Here is an 18,146-nt window from a genome sequence, read left to right as displayed (position 1 = left end):
TCCCCGAAAAAGGAAGAACAGCATGCTCGTCGAACAACGTACCTACACCACGCACCCCGGCCAGTGGCGGGCGTACCTGTCGCTGTACGAAGCCAAGGGCCTGGAGATCCAGCGCCGCATCCTCGGCCGGATGGTGGGCTACTACCGCAGCGAGACCGGACCGCTCAACCAGGTGATTCACATGTGGGCCTACGTGGACATGAACGAGCGGGCCCAGCGACGCGAGCACCTGATGGCCGACGCGGGATGGAAGTCCTACGTGGCGGAAATGCTCCCGCTGCTGCAGAGCCAGGAATCGAAGATCCTGATTCCCGCCGCCTTCTTCGAACCCCGATGGCAGGACTGAGGGTCAAGAGATTCAAGACGGAGACACCATGACCACACGCACAGGCCAGCCCGAAGCGACGCTCGACTACCAGAGCGGATTCGGCAACCAGTTCGCCAGCGAGGCGCTTCCCGGCGCCCTGCCCGTCGGCCGGAATTCGCCACAACGGGCACCGATGGGCCTGTATGCCGAGCTGCTGTCGGGCACGGCCTTCACTGCGCCGCGCGACCACAACCTGCGCACCTGGATGTACCGGAAACGCCCGAGCGCGATGCACGAAACCTTCGAGCGCATCGACGACGGTAGCTGGCGCAGCGGCCCGTTCACCGAAGCGCCGACGCCGGCCAACCGGTTGCGCTGGAATCCCTGGCCGATGCCGGACCAGCCCACGGACTTCGTCGACGGCATGCTGACCATCGCCGGCAACGGAGAACCGCACGCGCAGACCGGCTCGGCGGTCCATGTCTACCGCGCGAACCGTTCGATGGACAGGCGCTACCTCGTGAATTCCGACGGCGAGATGCTGTTCGTGCCGCAGTCCGGCGCGCTGCTGCTGCACACGGAGCTGGGGCGTCTTCACGTCGGCCCCGGCGAGATCGCGCTGGTACCGCGCGGCATGCGATTTCGCGTCACGCTGCCGGACGGCGAGGCGCGCGGCTATGTCTGCGAGAACTACGGCGCGCCTTTCCGACTGCCGGAGCTCGGCCCGATCGGCTCGAACGGCCTGGCCAACGCGCGCGACTTCATGGCGCCCGTCGCGGCCTTCGAGGAAGACGCCGGCCCGGTGCGCATCGTCAACAAGTTCATGGGCCATCTCTGGGAAGGCGGGCAGGCGAATACGCCGCTGGACGCGGTTGCGTGGCACGGCAACCTCACCCCTGGAAGTACGACCTGGCGCGCTTCATGGCCATCGGCACGATCAGCTTCGACCATCCCGATCCGTCGATCAACACCGTGCTGACCTCGGGCAGCGACACGCCCGGCGTCGCCAACTGCGACTTCGTGATCTTCCCGCCGCGATGGCTCGTGGCGGAAGGCACCTTCCGCCCGCCCTGGTTCCACCGCAACGTGATGAGCGAGCTGATGGGGCTGGTGCGCGGCGTCTACGACGCAAAGGCCGAAGGCTTCGTGCCCGGCGGCGTGAGTCTGCACAACTGCATGCTGCCGCACGGGCCCGATGCCACCACCTTCGAACGGGCCAGCACCGCCGAGCTCGCGCCGCATCGCCTGGAGAACACGCTGGCCTTCATGTTCGAGAGCCGCCATGTGTTCCGGCCGACGGCGCAGGCGCTGTCCGCGGCCAACCTGCAGTCCGACTACGACACCGTCTGGAGCGGCTTCAGGACTGCGGGCGCGTGAGACCCCGAAAGACAAGAAAAGGAGACAAGAGAAAGCCGTGACAACCTCACCCAACATCATCACCCGCCGCGACTTCGTCGCTTTCGCAGCCGCACTCTCGCTACTGCCTTCCGCATATTCGCAGACCAGCTACCCCAGCCGCCCCGTCCAGCTCAACCACGGCTTCGGCGCGGGCGGCAATGCCGACGTGGTCTCGCGTCTGCTCGCGCAGAAGATGCAGGACAAGCTCGGCCAGCCCGTGGTCGTCGAGATCAAGAGTGGCGCGGGCGGACTCATCGCCACCGACTTCGTGGCCAAGGCCCGGCCCGATGGCTACAACATCGTCATGCTCACCGGCGCGCACACGGTGTCGGCCGCGCTGCGCAGGAAGCTGCCCTACGAGCCGGTGAACGACTTCGCGTTCATCTCGACGGTGACGAGCTTTCCCTTCGTGATCGCCGTGCGCGCGGACCATCCGGCCAGGAACTTGGCCGAGCTCATCGCAACCGCGCGGCAGAAGCCCGGGCAGGTCACCTTCACGTCGGTGGGCGTGGGCTCGACGCAGCACATGGTCGGCGAACTGCTGGGCGTGAGCGCCGGCGCCAAGCTGCTGCACGTTCCCTATCGCGGCGGCGGCGCACCGGTGCAGGCGGTGATCGGCGGCGACGTCGACGTCCTCGCGGACACACTGACGGTGGCGATGCCGCACATCCAGTCCGGCCGGCTGCGCGCGCTCGCGGTCACCAGCGCACAGCCCTGGCCCTCGATGCCGGAGGTGCCCGTGGTCGCGAGCGTGCTCAAGGGCTTCGAGATCCGTTCCTGGCTGGGCATCGCGGCGCCACACGATACGCCACCGAACGTGATCGAGGTGCTCGGGCGCAGTGCGCGCTCGGCGCTCGACGATCCGGGCGTGAAGACGACGCTGACCACGCTCGGCAGCGAGGCCGCGCCATCGACACCTGCACAGATGAAGTCGATGGTGGAGAGAGAAATCGGACGCTGGAGCGAAGTCGTCGCCAAGGCAGGGATTCCACAGCAATGAACACCACCGATACCTCCACTCGGCCATCCATCGATGTCGTCGGGCTCTGCGGCAGCCTGCGGCGCGGATCGATCAACGCCATGGCGCTGCGCCTGGCCGGCGAATGCATGCCGGCGGGAATGGCGTTGGATGTGGTCGACTGGCGCGACATCCCGCCCTTCGACGCAGATGTCCTCGCCCAAGGCAATCCCGCGCCGGTGGACGCGCTGCGCGAGCGCATCCGGCGCGCGGACGCGGTCCTCATCGCCACGCCGGAATACAACTTCTCGATTCCCGGCATGCTGAAGAACGCGCTCGACTGGATCTCACGCGGCACCGACCAGCCGCTGCGCCACAAGCCGGTCGCGATCATCAGCGCCGCGCCCGGTCCGGTCGGCGGCGCGCGGGTTCAGTACGAGCTGCGCAAGGTGCTGCTCTTCATGGATGCGATGGTCCTGTCGAAGCCGGAGGTCTTCATCGCCAACGCGGCCGGCAAGTTCGGGCCGGACGGCGATTGCACGGACGAGACGACGCGCCGCTTCGTCACCGACCAGATGACGGCATTGCAGCGCTGGATCGATCAGGTAGGACGGATGCTGCCGGGGTAGCTGCGACGGTTGCGCAAGCAGCGTTCCCTGCGCCGTCCTCGCCATCGCGCACCTGGTCCAGCGCATCGGCGGTTGCCTCGAGTTCGGAGAGTCGCGCATCGCATGTCGCCTTCGCCGCGAGTTTGCGGCGCAGGTGTTGAGGATGGACAGCACACCCAGCACGTGCCCGACGCCGATGCGTTCGATCCGGTTCGAGGTCGCTTCGCTTCTCCGACCGTCACCCTTGCATTGACCGCCTCGACGAAGCGTTCACGGCCGTCGAGGGAGACCTGCGATGTTGTCGATGCCGCGCTGCAAAATATCGCCATGCATGCGTTCCACGCCAACCCCTGGTTCAAGACTCTGCCGGACTCGGTGGCCGATGCGCTGCTGAACGCCGCAGTCCCCATGCGGCTCCCCTGCGGTACGTTCCTTTTCTCTCAAGGGGATGCAATGAGCACCGAATCGGCCGCGTTCTTCGGCGTGGTCTCCGGCTTGCTGAAGCTTTCCATCTTCGACGAGGCGGGCACCGAAGCCATCCTGGCCACCGTGGAGCCGGGCAACTGGTTCGGAGGCGTGTCGACCCTGGATCTGCAGCCGCGAGCGCATTGCGCCATTGCGCTGGAAGACTCGCAGGTGCTCGGCGTTCGCGTCGATCAGTTCGATGTGCTGATGCAGGACGGCGCGTTTGCCCGTGCGATGCTTCGCCTGGTGGCGTCGCGCCTCCGGCTGGCCTATGTTTCGCTTGCGAATGCTGCACTGCTGGGTACCCGCGAGCGTCTGGCACGGCGCATCGCCCTGCTGGCGTGCGGCGATATGTCGCAGTCCGAAAGCGCGCGCAGCAGTGTCAGTGCATCCCAGGAAACGCTTGCAATGATGCTTGGCGTCAGCCGGCCAACCTTGAGCAAGGAACTGCAGGCACTGGCCAAGGCAGGCGCCATCCGCCTGAACTATGGCCGGATCGACATCCTGGACATGGCCCTCTTGCTGCGCGATCAGTAACGACCATAGGCCCGAATGGGCTGGGCGAGATGCCGCGCGTCGTCATCGCCGCACACGACAGCCCCCGGGAATCCGTCGCATCGCGCGTTCGTGATGGCCGCTCCGTGGATGTTTGGGGGCAAATGCAAAGAAGTTAGCAGTCTTCGGGCAGGCGTGTCCGGATGATGCCGCCAAGGGCATCGAGAGCAGCCGGTGCCGACGAGAACCCGCCTTGCATTCACAACATCTCGCCGGGCCAGGCCGGCGAACGGAGACCTGCCATGAACGCCCTTCCCATCGAACGCCGCCAGTTTCTTGCCCTCGGAGCCGGTGCAGCGGCCACTGGCCTGATGGGCCTGCCTTTGCAAGGCAGCGCCCGATCCGGAAACGAATGGAATGCCGGCCAGCTCCTGCACCTCATTCCCATCGCGAACCACGAGCGGTTCCTCATCAAGGCATCGTTCAGGACGCCGTTGAAGAGCCCTCCGCAACTTGGCGTCGACGGCAAGCGGATCGCCGGGGTGAAGACCGATTCGCAAGGCCGCTTCTGGCGCTTTGACGTGCGCGGGCTGCGTCCCTCGACCCACTATGAGCTGCGCATCCTGGATGCCAAGGGCTCCGCGCTTTGCGATTCATGGCCGCTCAAGACCTTTCCGGCTCCCGACACCATGCCCGAGCGCCTGCGCATCCTCGCCTACACCTGCGCGGGCGGCTACGACGCGGAATCGTTCAAGGGAAAGAGCGCGTTCCTGGACATGGCGGCGCGCAGACGACTGCTGGCGAAAGGCATGTCGTTCAACCCCGATGCGGTGATCGCCAACGGCGACCACATCTACTGGGACCAGAAGACCTGGGACAACAAGCCCTTCGCCCAGCTCGTGAAGTCGGACGTCCGGCCACGCTTTGGCGGCGAGCTGGATCTTTCCTTGCCCATGTATCACCCCCGGAACATCGGCATCTTCACGCAGGTCTGCGACTACCAGATCCCGGGCCTGTACGGCACCACGTTGCGCTCCACGCCGGCCTGGTTCCTGACCGACGACCACGACATGTTCGACAACGACGAGTTCGACGACCAGCTGGCCACGTTGCCCGTTGAGGACTACGGCCGTGTCGGCGCGGAACTGACGCAGCAGATGTACTACCCCGAGTTCCTGCCCGACGCCAATCGCCCGCAATGGCTCCCGGGTGGCGACCGCGCCGGCCAGCCCGAGGGCACGAACTGCAATTTCGGCACCCTGCGCTACGGCAAGCTGTTCGAGACGGTGCTGTATGACTGCCGGCGCTACCTGGACAACAAGGGCATTCACGCGCGAGTGATCCCGCGCTGGGTGGAAGACTGGGTGCTGGCGCGCACCCGTGCCGAAGACACCGCGCATTTCTTCCACACGCCGTCGCTGCCTTTCGCCTATTCCTCGGGCAAGCTGGGCGACTGGTATCCGGACCTGCTGAACGAGAAGACCGGCAAGCTCGTCGGCAACGTGCCCAAGGACGGCTGGCAAGCCGGCTGGCACAAGCAGCACCAGCGCCTGGTGGCCGCGCTGAGCGAACAGAAAAAACGCAGCGCCGTGATCGTCCAGGGCGATTTCCACGCCTCCGCGGCCGGCAGGATGGTTCGGTCGGCCGAACTGGATCTCGGCGCCAACCCCGTCCACGCCATCATGACCGGCACCCTGGGCACCGGCGATCTGGGCTTCCCTTCGGTCTTTCGCAACGTCGAGTCCATGCCGGCACTGTCGGTGGACATGGAGCAGGCACTCAGGCCGGCAGAGAAGAATGGCTTCACGATCATCGACATCACACCCGAGAAGATGAGCTTCTCGCTCTATCTCTGGCGTCCGCCGGAAGCCGTTGAGGCGATCGATTCGCTTGCGCCTGCGATCGTCTATGAAGTTCCACGAAGGGCTTGAGCAGCTTCGCTTGAACTGAGACTGGAAGCCATCGAGGTCGTCGACGCCATCGCTCGCCACGGCACCTTCGCCGCCGCCGCCTCGCGCCTGAACAAGGTGCCCTCCACCATCTCCTATGACGTGGAGGCGTGAGGAAGGATGCAAGGCATCTGGTTTGTCAGGAACCCATCCATTTGTCAGGCGCAAAGAAAAACGGGTCAGGACTTGTGGTCCTGACCCGTTGATCTATCTAGCAAAAATGGTCGGTGTGAAAGGATTCGAACCTTCGACCCCTTGCACCCCATGCAAGTGCGCTACCAGGCTGCGCCACACACCGAAGCTCTCGATTATAGCCTCGAAAATTCAGCGTCCTACACTCAGCAGCTCACGAATTTCGAAGAGTTCGCGCCGCAGGTGCAACAACTGCGACAGGTCGGCCGTTTGGACGCCAGATGGCACAGGGGAATCCTCCACCACGGCGGCATCGAACTCTTCCTGGTCGATCTCGATCGCCTCCACGCCTTCGAGCGGTACCTCACCGGCCTTGCGGCGGTCGCGCTCGCCCTGCACGAGTTCCTGCAACTTGTTGCGGGCACCACTGATCGTGAAGCCCTGGTCGTAAAGCAGATCGCGAATGCGGCGAATCATGAGCACCTCGTGGTGCTGGTAGTAGCGACGATTGCCGCGCCGCTTCATGGGGCGCAGCTGCGTGAACTCCTGCTCCCAATAACGCAGCACGTGCGGCTTGACGCCACACAGCTCGCCGACCTCACCGATGGTGAAGTAGCGTTTGACAGGGATCGGCGGGAGCGTTTTCTCCATTGAAATCAAGACTGTGCGCGGGAAACCTCAGAGATTACTCTACGCAGGCGCACAGCACCAAGCACTTATTCGGTAGAGCCGAGACTCCACTCGACTTCGGATGCATTGCCCTGGTCGATGCTCCCGTGAATCTGCTCCTTGAGCTTCGCGCTCGCATGGAAGGTGGCCACGCGGCGCTCGCCGATCGGAATGGCCTCGCCGGTGCGCGGGTTGCGCCCCGGCCGCGGCGCCTTCACGCGGATCTGGAAGTTGCCGAAGCCAGAGATCTTCACGTCCGTGCCCTCGATGAGGCTGTTGGCCACGAGCTCGAAGAACGCTTCGACCATATCCTTCGACTCACGCTTGTTCAGGCCGATCTGCTCGAACAGCAGGTCAGCGAGATGCGCCTTGGTGAGCGCAGGCGTTTCGAGAGCCTCGAGCGTGAATTCGGCAGCGTTCATTCTCATCATCCCCTCAAGCGGCCGCCGAGCTTGGCGCCCAGTTGTTCGACGATTGCGCGGACAGCGGGCTCGACCTGCTCGTCCGTCAGAGTGGCGCTGTCGCTCTGGAAGCTAAGGCGCACCGCCATGCTCTTCTCGCCCTGTGCCAGCGCACCTGCCGCGGCCACGGCGCCATCGCGCAATGGCTGCGGACGGTAGATGTCGAACAGCGTCGCATCGCGCAGCAGGCCTTGTGCAGCCGAGGCAGCACGGATGGTCTGCATCAGCGCATCGTGCGTGACGGCCTCAGCCACCACGACGGCGATGTCGCGCTCGACGGCCTGGTGCTTGGGCACCGGCTGTGCCACTGGCACGGGCCGCGCGGTCACTGCGTCGAGGTCGAGTTCGAACAGCACGGGTGCCTGCGCGAAGTCCCACTTCTGGCGCCAGCGCGGATGCAGCTCGCCAACGAAGCCGATGGCCTTTCCGTCGACCAGCACGCGTGCCGAACGGCCCGGATGCAGGGCCGGATGCTCGGCGACCTCGAAGCTGGGCTGCAGCGGCGCGAGCAGTGCTTCGACGTCGCCCTTCACGTCGTAGAAATCGATGCGCTGCGGCTTGCCATCCCAGCGCGATTCATCAGCGTCGCCCCACGCGAGGCCTGCCACGCGCATCGGCTGGTTCACGCCGCGCACGGTGCTGTCGGTGGTCACGACGCTGTCGTCGCGCATGAACACGCGCCCCAGCTCGAACACGCGCACGCGGGGCGCCTTGCGGTCGAGGTTGAACTTGAGCACCTGAAGCAGCGAGCCCATCAGCGAAGAGCGCATCACGCTCATCTGGCTGGCGATGGGGTTCAGCAGCTTCACCGGGTTGGCATTGCCCGCAAGGTCCTGCTCCCATTGCGCTTCGACAAAACTGAAGTTGATGATTTCCTGATAGCCCAGCGCGGCAATGCTGCGGCGAACCGCGAAGCGGCTGCGCTGCGCCTCGGGCCGCACGCGCGCGGTGATGGGTGCGAGCGGCGCCGTGGTCGGCAGGTTGTTGAAGCCGATCAGGCGCGCGACTTCTTCGATCAGGTCTTCCTCGATCAGCAGGTCGAAGCGGTGCGGCGGCGGCGTCACGGTCAACGTGCCCTCGCCTTCGGTGATCGCGAAGCCCAGGCGGTTCAGCGCGTCGGCGCATTGGGCCTGCGTCAGCGGCATGCCGATCACGCGCGCCGCGCGCGCCACGCGCAGCGTGACGGGTGCAGCTTCAGGCACGCGCAGCGTCTGGTCGTCCATCCTGCCGGCCTGGCCGCCGCAGACCTCGACGATCAGCTGCGTGATGCGCTCGATGATCTGGACCGTGCGGCTCGGGTCAACGCCTCGCTCGTAGCGATGGCCGGCATCGGTCGAGAAATTGAAGCGACGCGAACGGCCCTGCACCGCCTCGGGCCACCAGAACGCAGCCTCGACGTAGATGTTGCGCGTGTCGTCGGACACAGAGGTGGCGTCGCCGCCCATGATGCCGGCGAGCGACTCGACCTCGCGGTCGTCGGCGATCACGCCGACCTTCTCGTCGACGGTGATCGTCGTGCCGTTGAGCAGCTTGAGCTGTTCGCCCGCCTTGCCCCAGCGCACCGTGAGGCCGCCGTGGATCTTGTCGAGATCGAAGATGTGGCTAGGCTGGCCATACTCGAACATCACGTAGTTCGAGATGTCGACCAGCGGCGTCACGCTGCGCTGGCCGCAGCGCGCGAGGCGCTCGACCATCCATGCGGGAGTGGCGACCTTGGTGTCCACGCCGCGCACGATGCGGCCAGAAAAGCGACCGCAAAGATCGGGCGCCTCGACCTTGACCGGCAGCACGTCGGCGAACGACGTGGCCACTGGCGCGATGGCGGGGGTCTTGAGCGGCGAACCGGTGAGCGCGGCCAGCTCGCGCGCCACGCCGTAGACGCTGAGGCCATGCGCCAGGTTGGGCGTGAGCTTCAGCGTGAGCAGCACGTCGTCGAGCTTGAGCACGTCGCGCACGTCGGCGCCGATGGGCGCATCGGCATCGAGCTCGAGCAGGCCGCCGTGGTCTTCGCTCAACTGCAGTTCGCGCGCCGAGCACAGCATGCCCTGGCTCTCCACGCCGCGCAGCTTGCCAAGCTTGATGAGGAAAGGCTTGCCGTCTTCACCCGGCGGCAATTCGGCGCCGACGAGCGCGCAAGGCACCTTGATGCCGACACGCGCATTGGGCGCGCCGCACACGATGTTCAGCAGAGCACCCTGCCCCGCGTCAACCTGGCACACGCGCAGGCGATCGGCGTTCGGGTGCTGCACCGCTTCCTTGATTTCGCCGACCACGATGCGCGTGAAAGGCGGCGCCACCGGTCGACGCTCTTCGACCTCGAAGCCACCCATGGTGAGCGTTTCGGCCAACGTGGCGCTGTCGATGGGCGGGTTGCAGAACTCGCGCAGCCAGGATTCCGGGAATTGCATCTCTTCGATCTCGATCTGGTTTTTTCTGTGATGGGGTGCTGCTTACTGGAACTGCGAGAGGAAACGCAGGTCGCCGTCGAAGAAGAGGCGCAGGTCGTTCACGCCGTAGCGCAGCATCGTGAGCCGGTCGGGGCCCATGCCGAAGGCGAAGCCGATGTAGCGCTCGGGGTCGAGGCCCATGTTGCGCACCACGTTCGGGTGCACCTGGCCCGAGCCCGACACTTCGAGCCAGCGGCCGGCCAGCGGGCCGCTCGCGAACTGGATGTCGATCTCGGCGCTGGGCTCGGTGAACGGGAAGAAGCTCGGGCGGAAGCGCAGCACGAGGTCGTCGCGCTCGAAGAAGGTGCGGCAGAAGTCGGTGAAGACGACCTTCAGGTCCTTGAAGCTCACGTTCTCACCGAGCCACAGGCCTTCGCACTGGTGGAACATGGGCGAATGGGTGGCGTCGCTGTCAACGCGGTAGGTGCGGCCCGGCGCGATCACGCGGATCTCGGGCGCCTTCACGGCGCCGGTGGTGTCGGCCGCGGCAGCCGCGAATTCGGCGGCGTACTTCTTGATGTGCTGATGCGCGTAGCGCACCTGCATCGGGCTGGTATGCGGACGCAGGTTGTAGGGAATGCCGTCGTCGCCGTTCAGGTCGACGTAGAAGGTGTCCTGCATCGAGCGCGCAGGATGGTTAGGCGGGTTGTTGAGCGAGGTGAAGCTGTGCCAGTCGCTCTCGATCTCAGGGCCGTCGGCCACGTCGAAGCCCATGCTCGAGAAGATCTCCTCGATGCGCTCCAGGGTGCGGCTCACGGGGTGCAGTCCGCCGGAGATGCGGCGGCGGCCGGGCAGGCTCACGTCGAGCGCCTCGGCGCGCAGTTGCAGGGAGAGCTCGTCGTCGGCCAGCTGCTGGCGGCGGTCGGTCAGCGCGGCCTCGATGGCCTGCTTGGCGACGTTGATGGCGGCGCCGCGGGACTTCTTCTCTTCGACACTCAGCGCTGCCATGCCCTTCATCAGCTCGGTGATGCGGCCCGACTTGCCGAGGAACTGGGCCTTGGCGTTTTCGAGCTCTGCGGGCGTCTTCGCTTCGGCGAAGGCGGCGCGTGCGGTGTCGACCAGGGAGTCCAACTCGTTCATAGCAACAAAAATCTTCGAGGGGAAATAAAAAAGAGCTGGAGCCTTTTCAAGCGCCAGCCCTTGAGCCGTGGGCGCAGGAAGCCGCCCGAAGGCAGCGCCCTGCTGTGCAGAATCAAGCAGCCAGCTTGGCCTTGACCTGCTCCACGATGCCGGCAAAAGCGGCCTTGTCGTGCACGGCGATGTCCGCAAGCATCTTGCGGTCGATCTCGATACCGGCCTTGCGGATGCCATTGGCGAACTGGCTGTAGGTCAGGCCCAGTTCACGCGAGGCGGCGTTGATACGCGCGATCCACAGCTGACGGAACACGCGCTTCTTGGTACGGCGGTCACGGTAGGCGTATTGGCCTGCCTTCATCACCGCCTGTTTGGCGACGCGGAAGACATTGCCGCGGCGACCGCGGAAACCCTTGGCGAGTGCGAGAACTTTCTTGTGGCGGGCGCGAGCCGTTACACCACGTTTGACGCGAGGCATGTGTGTACTCCTTGTTCGTCTGAATTAGATGCCACGGCCGGGCAGCATGGCGGCGACAGAAACCATGTTGGTTTCATGCACTGCGACTGCACCACGGAGGTGACGCTTGTTCTTGGTGGTCTTCTTCGTCAAGATGTGACGCTTGAAGGCTTGACCGCGCTTGACGGTGCCACCGGGACGAACGCGGAAACGTTTTTTCGCGCTGCTCTTGGTCTTCATTTTGGGCATGTGAATGCTCCTTTAGTTTGTGCTCGTGAGGCGCCATGGATGCTCCACGGACTTGTTGGCCCCGAGACACTTCTTCATCCCGCCCCTGCCTGCCCTTCTTGCGAAGTGCGGACAGGAGCGAAATCCCTTCAAAACCTCTCTACTGCAACCCCGGTTCCAGCCACTCAGGCCGTTGCGGGTGCCGCTGCCGGCGCGGCACCGGCGTCTGCCGCCGGCTTCGGCGCACCGCCACCGGGCTTCTTGCGGCCCGGAGCGATCATCATGATCATCTGCCGGCCTTCGAGCTTCGGAAACTGCTCGACAAGGATGGAGTCGCCCAGCTCGTCGCGAATACGCTGCAGCAATGCCAGACCCAGCTCCTGGTGCGTGATCTCGCGGCCGCGGAAGCGCAGCGTGATCTTGCATTTGTCGCCGTCATCAAGAAAGCGCCGGATGTTGCGCATCTTGATGTTGTAGTCGCCATCGTCGGTACCGGGCCGGAACTTGATTTCCTTGACCTCGATGACCTTCTGCTTCGACTTCGCCTCGGCCGCCTTCTTCTGCTCGTGGTACTTGAACTTGCCGTACTCGATCAGGCGACACACCGGCGGATTGGCCGCCGCAACGACCTCCACCAGATCCACGTCCTGCTCACCAGCAAGGCGTAGAGCCTCGGCAAGACTCACGACACCCAATTGCTCGTTATCCGGGCCGATCAGGCGGACTTCCGGGGCCATGATTTCCCGGTTCAGGCGGTGTTGGCGTTCCTCGCGGTGGCGGCGGTCGCGGAATGCAGTAGCGATGGTCAGAATCCTTCAAAATTTGCTACAAAATCTGTAGCGAACGCCGTTCAGCCCTCGCGGACAAACGGCACGATTTGGCAGGGAAACATGTGGGGTGTTCCGAAGACAAATCAACGCTTGTCGGCAACATCCTGAACGAGCCGTTGCGTGAACGATTCGAGGGACATTGCACCGAGGTCTTGATTGCCCCGGGCGCGCACTGCGACGGCACCTGCTTCCTTTTCCTTGTCGCCCACGACAACGATATAAGGGAGCTTTTGCAACGAATGCTTCCGTATTTTATACGTAATCTTTTCGTTGTGCAGGTCAAGCTGGACCCTAAGCCCTTGATTTTGCAGCGTTTTCGCAACTTGCGCAGCGTAATCGGCCTGTCCTTCGCTGATATTGAGCACCGCGACCTGCACCGGAGCGAGCCATGCGGGCATTGCCCCGGAGTGGTGTTCGATCAGCATGCCGATGAAGCGCTCGAGGCTGCCGACGATCGCGCGGTGCAGCATCACGGGATGCGCGCGGCCGCTCGATTCCGTCACGTATTCGCCGCCAAGACGCTCGGCCGTGTTGAAGTCGACCTGCATCGTGCCGCACTGCCACTGGCGGCCGATCGCGTCGCGCAGCGTGTACTCGATCTTCGGGCCGTAGAACGCGCCGTCGCCCGGCGCAATGACGAAATCGACGCCCGAGCGGCGCAGCGACTCCATCACCGCATGCTCGGCCTTGTCCCACAGCTCGTCGGAGCCGACGCGGTTCTCCGGCCGCGTGGCGACCTTGTAGAGGATGTCCGTGAAGCCGAAGTCGGCGTAGACCTTCTGCAGTTGCGCCGTGTAGGCGATGCACTCGTCGAGGATCTGGTCTTCCGTGCAGAAGATGTGCCCGTCGTCCTGCGTGAAGCCGCGCACGCGCATGATGCCGTGCAGCGCGCCGCTGGGCTCGTTGCGATGGCACTGGCCGAACTCGCCATAGCGCAACGGCAGGTCGCGGTAGCTGCGCAGGTCGCTCTTGAAGATCAGCACATGGCCCGGGCAGTTCATCGGCTTCAGCGCGTACTCGCGCTTTTCCGACTCCGTCGTGAACATGTTGTCGCGATAGTTCTGCCAGTGGCCCGTTTTCTCCCACAGGCTCTTGTCGAGGATCTGCGGACCCTTCACTTCCCAGTAGCCCGTGTCGCGATAGATGCCGCGCATGTACTGCTCGACCTGCTGCCAGATCGCCCAGCCCTTCGGGTGCCAGAACACCACGCCGGGCGCCACTTCGTCGATGTGGAACAGGTCGAGCTCCTTGCCCAGCCTGCGGTGATCGCGCTTCTCGGCTTCCTCGATGCGCTGGATGTATTGGTCGAGCTGCTTCTTGTCGGCCCACGCCGTGCCGTAGATGCGCTGCAGCTGCTCGTTCTTGGCATCGCCGCGCCAGTAGGCGCCGGCCAGCTTCGTGAGCTTGAAGACCTTCAGGAATCGCGTGTTCGGCACGTGCGGGCCGCGGCACATGTCGACGTATTCCTGGTGGTAGTACAGGCCCATGGCTTGCTCGTCGGGCATGTCCTCGACGAGGCGCAGCTTGTAGTCCTCGCCGCGCGACTTGAAGACTTCGATGACTTCGGCACGCGGCGTCATCTTCTTGATCACGTCGTAGTCCTGCGCGATCAGCTCGCGCATGCGCGCCTCGATGGCAGCCATGTCCTCCGGCGTGAAGGGGCGGTCGTACGAGATGTCGTAGTAGAAGCCCTCCTCGATCACGGGCCCGATCACCATCTTGGCCGTCGGATAGAGCTGCTTCACCGCGTGGCCGACCAGGTGGGCCGTCGAGTGGCGGATGATCTCCAGGCCCTCGTCGTCCTTGGGCGTGATGATCTGCAGCCTGGCGTCATGGTCGATGACGTCGCTGGCATCGACGAGCCTGCCGTCGACCTTGCCGGCCACCGTCATCTTGGCCAGGCCGGGACCGATGGACTGGGCGACTTCGGCCACCGAAACCGGGCCTGGGAACTCGCGGCGCGAGTTGTCGGGGAGCGTGATCTGGATCATTTGAAGAAAACCTCGAAGAGAAAAACAAAAAAGCGCGGTGGATGCCGCGCTTTGCTTGGTTGTGGCGCTGGAAGAAACCAGCGAGCGCGGGGCTACCGGCCTTTTCCTTCAGTGAAGAAAAAGCCGCTGAATCCTTGCGGGGTAGTTCGCGGTGTCATAACCAAGGTGCCTTTCTCGCTCTTGTTGAGTGCAGAGACGGCGATTCTAGCCTTTGCCCGCTTCAGGACGCAGGCGCGGCGTTCTTGAGTCCCAGCACTTCGATGGGCTCGATCGACGGCGGACTGGCAAACAGTTCGGGCGCCTTCGCCATCAGCGCCTGGGCGATCGGACCGGTCAGGTGAGCCTGGCGTCCGGCCTCGTTCTCGAATGCGTCGAACACGCCGAAGGTGCTTGGCGACAGGCGCAGCGCAAACCAGATCGGCGTGGTTTTCTCGTCGCGCGCCATCACGAGACCGGCCTCGAGGAACTTCTCGACATCGCCTTCCTTGCCCGGCTTGGCTTCCAGGCGGGCGAACAGTGCGTACTTGATCATGGGTCATCTCCTGAGTTGAACGGCGCGCGACATTGCGCGGCGTTGGCACCAACTCTAGGCAGCCATCGCCTCCGGAGCTATTGGCGTTATTGACATCTTTGATATCGTTATGGCCATGAAGCTCGACGTACTCGCCCTCGACGGCGTATTCGATACCGGCCTGTCCACGGTGCTCGACGTGTTCACCACCGCCAACGAGCTCGCGGCCATGCTGCGACTCGACGTTGCACCGTTCGAGGTCACCGTGACAGGCGTCCGCAAACGCGTGCGGACCTCGCAGGGTCTTGTCGTGCCGGTGGCTCGCGCACTCGACACCAGCACTGCGGATTGGCTGATCGTTCCCGCGCTGGGCTGCAAGATGCCCGAAACCCTGGAACCCGCGTTGCAGCGCGCCGACGTACGCGACGCCTGCACCGCATTGCGGGAGCGCTCGGGCAGGAACGCCAACGTGGCGGCCGCCTGCATCGGCACCTTCGTGCTCGCCGAATCGGGCGTGCTCGATCACCACAAGGCGACCACGACCTGGTGGCTTGCCACGCTGTTCCGCCAGCGCTATCCCGGCGTGCAGCTCGAGGACTCGCGCATGCTGGTCAATTCCGGCCACCTGGTCACGGCCGGCGCGGCGCTGAGCCATGTCGACATGGCGCTGTGGATCGTGCGCCAGGCAAGCCCCGAACTCGCCACGCTGGTCGCACGCTACCTGATCGTCGACTCGCGGCCGTCGCAATCGGCCTACGTGATCTCCGACCACCTCTCGCATTCAGACCCGCTGGTGGAGCGCTTCGAACGCTGGGCGCGCGGCCGGCTGGCCGACGGCTTCTCGCTCGACGAGGCCGCGCAGGCCGCGGGCACCAGCAAGCGCACGCTGGCTCGCCGCATGCAGCAGGTGCTGGGCAAGAGTCCGCTCTCCTACGTGCAGGATCTGCGCGTGGAGCGCGCCGTGCACCTGCTCAAGACCAGCGACAGGAGCCTTGAGCAGATCGCCGGCATGGTGGGCTACGCCGACGGTGTCACGCTGCGCACCCTGCTGCGCCAGCGACTGGGGCGCGGCGTGCGCGAAGTACGCCTCGAAGCCTGACGGGCGCAAAAAAGCCCGGCACACGGCCGGGCTGAAGGTGACAGCGAATGCCTGCCTGTCAAAGATCGATCCGGCGAGGATCGATCGACCGATCAGTGGAACTGTTCTTCCTCGGTCGAGCCCGTCAGCGCCTTCACGCTGGACGAACCGCCCTGGATCACAGTGGTCACGTCGTCGAAGTAGCCTGCGCCGACTTCCTGCTGGTGCGACACGAAGGTGTAGCCCTTGTCGCGCGCTGCGAACTCGGGTTCCTGGACCATGTTCACGTAGTGCTTCATGCCTTCGCCGCGGGCGTAGGCGTGAGCGAACTGGAACGTGTTGAACCAGTTGACGTGGATGCCGGCCAGCGTGATGAACTGGTACTTGTAGCCCAGCGCCGACAGGTCTTCCTGGAACGAGGCGATCTGCTTGTCGTCGAGGTTCTTCTTCCAGTTGAAGGAAGGCGAGCAGTTGTACGACAGCAGCTTGCCGGGGCAGGCAGCGTGCACGGCTTGTGCGAATTCACGGGCGAAGCCGATGTCGGGCACGCCGGTTTCGCACCACACCAGGTCGGCGTAGGGCGCGTAGGCCACACCGCGGCTGATGGCCTGCTCCAGGCCGTTCTTGACGCGGTAGAAGCCTTCCTGCGTGCGTTCGCCGGTCAGGAACGGCTTGTCGTTGGCGTCGTGGTCGGAGGTGATCAGGTTCGCGGCTTCGGCATCGGTGCGGGCCAGCACGATGGTGGGCACGCCCAGCACGTCGGCGGCGAAGCGCGCGGCGATCAGCTTCTCGCAGGCTTCCTGCGTCGGCACGAGCACCTTGCCGCCCATGTGGCCGCACTTCTTCACGGCAGCCAGCTGGTCCTCGAAGTGCACGCCGGCGGCACCGGCCGTGATCATGTTCTTCATGAGTTCGAAGGCGTTGAGCACGCCGCCGAAACCGGCTTCCGCGTCGGCCACGATCGGCAGGAAGTAGTCGATGAACTCCTTGTCGCCGGGGTTGACGCCACGGCCCCACTGGATTTCATCGGCGCGGCGGAAGGTGTTGTTGATGCGACGGACCATCGTCGGCACCGAGTCGTAGGCGTACAGCGACTGGTCGGGGTACATCGTTTCGGAGGTGTTGCCGTCGGCGGCGACTTGCCAGCCCGACAGGTACACGGCCTCGAGACCGGCCTTGGCCTGCTGCATCGCCTGGCCGGCGGAGATCGCACCGAATGCGTTCACGTAGCCCTTCTTGGCGCCGCCGTTGATCTTGTCCCAGAGCTTCTCCGCGCCGCGCTTGGCGAGCGTGTGCTCGATGGGGAACGAGCCGCGCAGACGCACCACGTCTGCCGCGCTGTAGCCGCGCTTGACGCCCTTCCAGCGGGGGTCGGTGGCCCATTCTTTCTCGAGGGCGGCGATCTGCTGTTCGCGGCTGAGTTGTTCTGTGAGGGTCTGGGGCATGGTCACTCCGTGAGGTTGATTGAAGGTTGGGCGCTGCGGCCGTGGAGTAACTGTAATCGGACTGCGGACTCTTATGTCTTATAGAAGACATATTTTTCACTCAACAAAATCAATGACTTATGCGAATATTTCTCAATGCAAAATTATTTTTCTCGTATTGAGAAAAAATATTGCGCCGCAGCAGCCGCCAATTTCGCAATACGCAATCAATCTTTCGGTTGTGAAAACGAGGCGTTGCTTCGTGCCGCATGCGCGATCCAGTCCCCGCTCTCGATCACGCCGCGGCCCGCGATGCGCGTCGGATGGATCTCGTAGACCAGGCAATCGAGCCACCGCCCGCCAACGTCGACGCGCACCTGCCGCTTGATGTACTCGCCCGAGTCGTCATCGGCCACCTCTTCGAGCTCATCGAGCGCAGACTCGACCGCCGGCTCGACGACGTAGACCTCGCCCTTCACGCGTCCCACTCCGCCGAGCACGACACCCGGATAGGAGCCCAGGTCGAACAGCGTGCCGGCAATGCTCGCGTCGCCCACCCACACCGGCGCGGGCCGATAGCGCGCGATGTCGTTGCGCCCGCCGCGGCGCAGCGTGCCGTAAACAAGAACGTGGGGCATGATCGAAACCGCCTTCTCCGCAACAA

Annotated in this window: 17 protein-coding genes, 1 tRNA gene and 2 pseudogenes; 8 read left to right on the top strand and 12 right to left on the bottom strand. The window is 64.5% G+C overall.

The features are described 5' to 3' along the window. Positions 1–22: 22 nt before the first annotated feature. The 7 genes and pseudogenes from EJO71_RS16870 to EJO71_RS16840 all read left to right on the top strand — a co-directional run. Positions 23–346, top strand: coding sequence for an NIPSNAP family protein (locus tag EJO71_RS16870; RefSeq protein WP_125949925.1), 324 nt, complete (start codon positions 23–25; stop codon positions 344–346). A 28-nt stretch (positions 347–374) separates the two neighbouring features. Continuing rightward, a pseudogene (hmgA, locus tag EJO71_RS16865) lies at positions 375–1,684 on the top strand (homogentisate 1,2-dioxygenase). A gap of 37 nt (positions 1,685–1,721) precedes the next feature. Further along, a complete protein-coding gene (locus EJO71_RS16860; RefSeq protein WP_240651433.1) occupies positions 1,722–2,705 on the top strand; it encodes a tripartite tricarboxylate transporter substrate binding protein in 984 nt (327 codons plus the stop codon). Then, entirely contained in the window at positions 2,702–3,292 is a 591-nt protein-coding gene (locus EJO71_RS16855) for an NADPH-dependent FMN reductase (protein ID WP_171022565.1), read from the top strand. The genes EJO71_RS16860 and EJO71_RS16855 overlap by 4 nt, the downstream gene beginning before the upstream one ends. A gap of 162 nt (positions 3,293–3,454) precedes the next feature. Then, positions 3,455–4,273: a Crp/Fnr family transcriptional regulator gene (locus EJO71_RS16850; protein WP_240651434.1), complete on the top strand. Its 819-nt coding sequence runs from the start codon at positions 3,455–3,457 to the stop codon at positions 4,271–4,273. A gap of 260 nt (positions 4,274–4,533) precedes the next feature. After that, positions 4,534–6,162 (top strand): hypothetical protein, encoded by a 1,629-nt coding sequence (locus tag EJO71_RS16845; RefSeq protein ID WP_125949927.1) that lies wholly within the window; start codon positions 4,534–4,536, stop codon positions 6,160–6,162. Between the two features lie 15 nt (positions 6,163–6,177). Continuing rightward, positions 6,178–6,285, top strand: a pseudogene (locus EJO71_RS16840) (LysR family transcriptional regulator); the annotation flags it as partial. A 116-nt stretch (positions 6,286–6,401) separates the two neighbouring features. On the opposite strand, the gene EJO71_RS16835 reads toward EJO71_RS16840, so the two are convergent. From EJO71_RS16835 to EJO71_RS16790, 10 genes are all read right to left on the bottom strand, one after another. After that, positions 6,402–6,478 (bottom strand) — tRNA-Pro (locus EJO71_RS16835). Positions 6,479–6,504: 26 nt separating this feature from the next. Further along, positions 6,505–6,963, bottom strand: a complete 459-nt coding sequence (locus EJO71_RS16830) for a MerR family transcriptional regulator (RefSeq protein WP_125949928.1) — start codon at positions 6,961–6,963, stop codon at positions 6,505–6,507. Between the two features lie 65 nt (positions 6,964–7,028). Next, positions 7,029–7,403 carry an integration host factor subunit alpha gene (locus EJO71_RS16825; protein WP_125949929.1) on the bottom strand — a complete coding sequence of 125 codons (375 nt, stop codon included), beginning with the start codon at positions 7,401–7,403 and terminating at the stop codon, positions 7,029–7,031. A 5-nt stretch (positions 7,404–7,408) separates the two neighbouring features. Beyond that, complete coding sequence (gene pheT, locus EJO71_RS16820) at positions 7,409–9,850, bottom strand: phenylalanine--tRNA ligase subunit beta (RefSeq protein ID WP_125949930.1); 2,442 nt, start codon at positions 9,848–9,850, stop codon at positions 7,409–7,411. A gap of 42 nt (positions 9,851–9,892) precedes the next feature. After that, on the bottom strand, positions 9,893–10,969 hold the full coding sequence (pheS, locus tag EJO71_RS16815; protein WP_125949931.1) for a phenylalanine--tRNA ligase subunit alpha: 1,077 nt from the start codon (positions 10,967–10,969) through the stop codon (positions 9,893–9,895). 112 nt (positions 10,970–11,081) lie between these two features. After that, a complete protein-coding gene (gene rplT, locus EJO71_RS16810) occupies positions 11,082–11,441 on the bottom strand; it encodes a 50S ribosomal protein L20 (protein WP_007832499.1) in 360 nt (119 codons plus the stop codon). Positions 11,442–11,465: 24 nt separating this feature from the next. After that, positions 11,466–11,669: a 50S ribosomal protein L35 gene (rpmI, locus tag EJO71_RS16805; RefSeq protein ID WP_007832497.1), complete on the bottom strand. Its 204-nt coding sequence runs from the start codon at positions 11,667–11,669 to the stop codon at positions 11,466–11,468. A 164-nt stretch (positions 11,670–11,833) separates the two neighbouring features. Then, on the bottom strand, positions 11,834–12,460 hold the full coding sequence (gene infC, locus EJO71_RS16800) for a translation initiation factor IF-3 (protein ID WP_125949932.1): 627 nt from the start codon (positions 12,458–12,460) through the stop codon (positions 11,834–11,836). Positions 12,461–12,561: 101 nt separating this feature from the next. After that, positions 12,562–14,469, bottom strand: a complete 1,908-nt coding sequence (gene thrS / locus EJO71_RS16795; protein WP_125949933.1) for a threonine--tRNA ligase — start codon at positions 14,467–14,469, stop codon at positions 12,562–12,564. Between the two features lie 220 nt (positions 14,470–14,689). Then, positions 14,690–15,001 (bottom strand): antibiotic biosynthesis monooxygenase, encoded by a 312-nt coding sequence (locus EJO71_RS16790; protein ID WP_125949934.1) that lies wholly within the window; start codon positions 14,999–15,001, stop codon positions 14,690–14,692. 115 nt (positions 15,002–15,116) lie between these two features. Between EJO71_RS16790 and EJO71_RS16785 the strand changes: the two genes are divergently transcribed. Next, positions 15,117–16,079, top strand: coding sequence for a helix-turn-helix domain-containing protein (locus EJO71_RS16785; RefSeq protein ID WP_125949935.1), 963 nt, complete (start codon positions 15,117–15,119; stop codon positions 16,077–16,079). A 92-nt stretch (positions 16,080–16,171) separates the two neighbouring features. Here EJO71_RS16785 and aceA read toward each other — a convergent pair whose 3' ends face one another. Both aceA and EJO71_RS16775 read right to left on the bottom strand, forming a co-directional pair. Continuing rightward, the gene (aceA, locus tag EJO71_RS16780; protein ID WP_125949936.1) at positions 16,172–17,503 is read right to left on the bottom strand and encodes an isocitrate lyase; all 1,332 of its coding nucleotides are present in this window, start codon (positions 17,501–17,503) and stop codon (positions 16,172–16,174) included. A gap of 206 nt (positions 17,504–17,709) precedes the next feature. Further along, a complete protein-coding gene (locus tag EJO71_RS16775; protein WP_164546847.1) occupies positions 17,710–18,120 on the bottom strand; it encodes a gamma-glutamylcyclotransferase family protein in 411 nt (136 codons plus the stop codon). Positions 18,121–18,146 lie beyond the last annotated feature (26 nt).

This window comes from Variovorax sp. 679 (assembly GCF_003952185.1).
GTDB lineage: Bacteria > Pseudomonadota > Gammaproteobacteria > Burkholderiales > Burkholderiaceae_C > Variovorax.
Note: the sequence above shows the minus strand (reverse complement) of the source record. Positions and strands in the feature narration are given on the sequence as shown.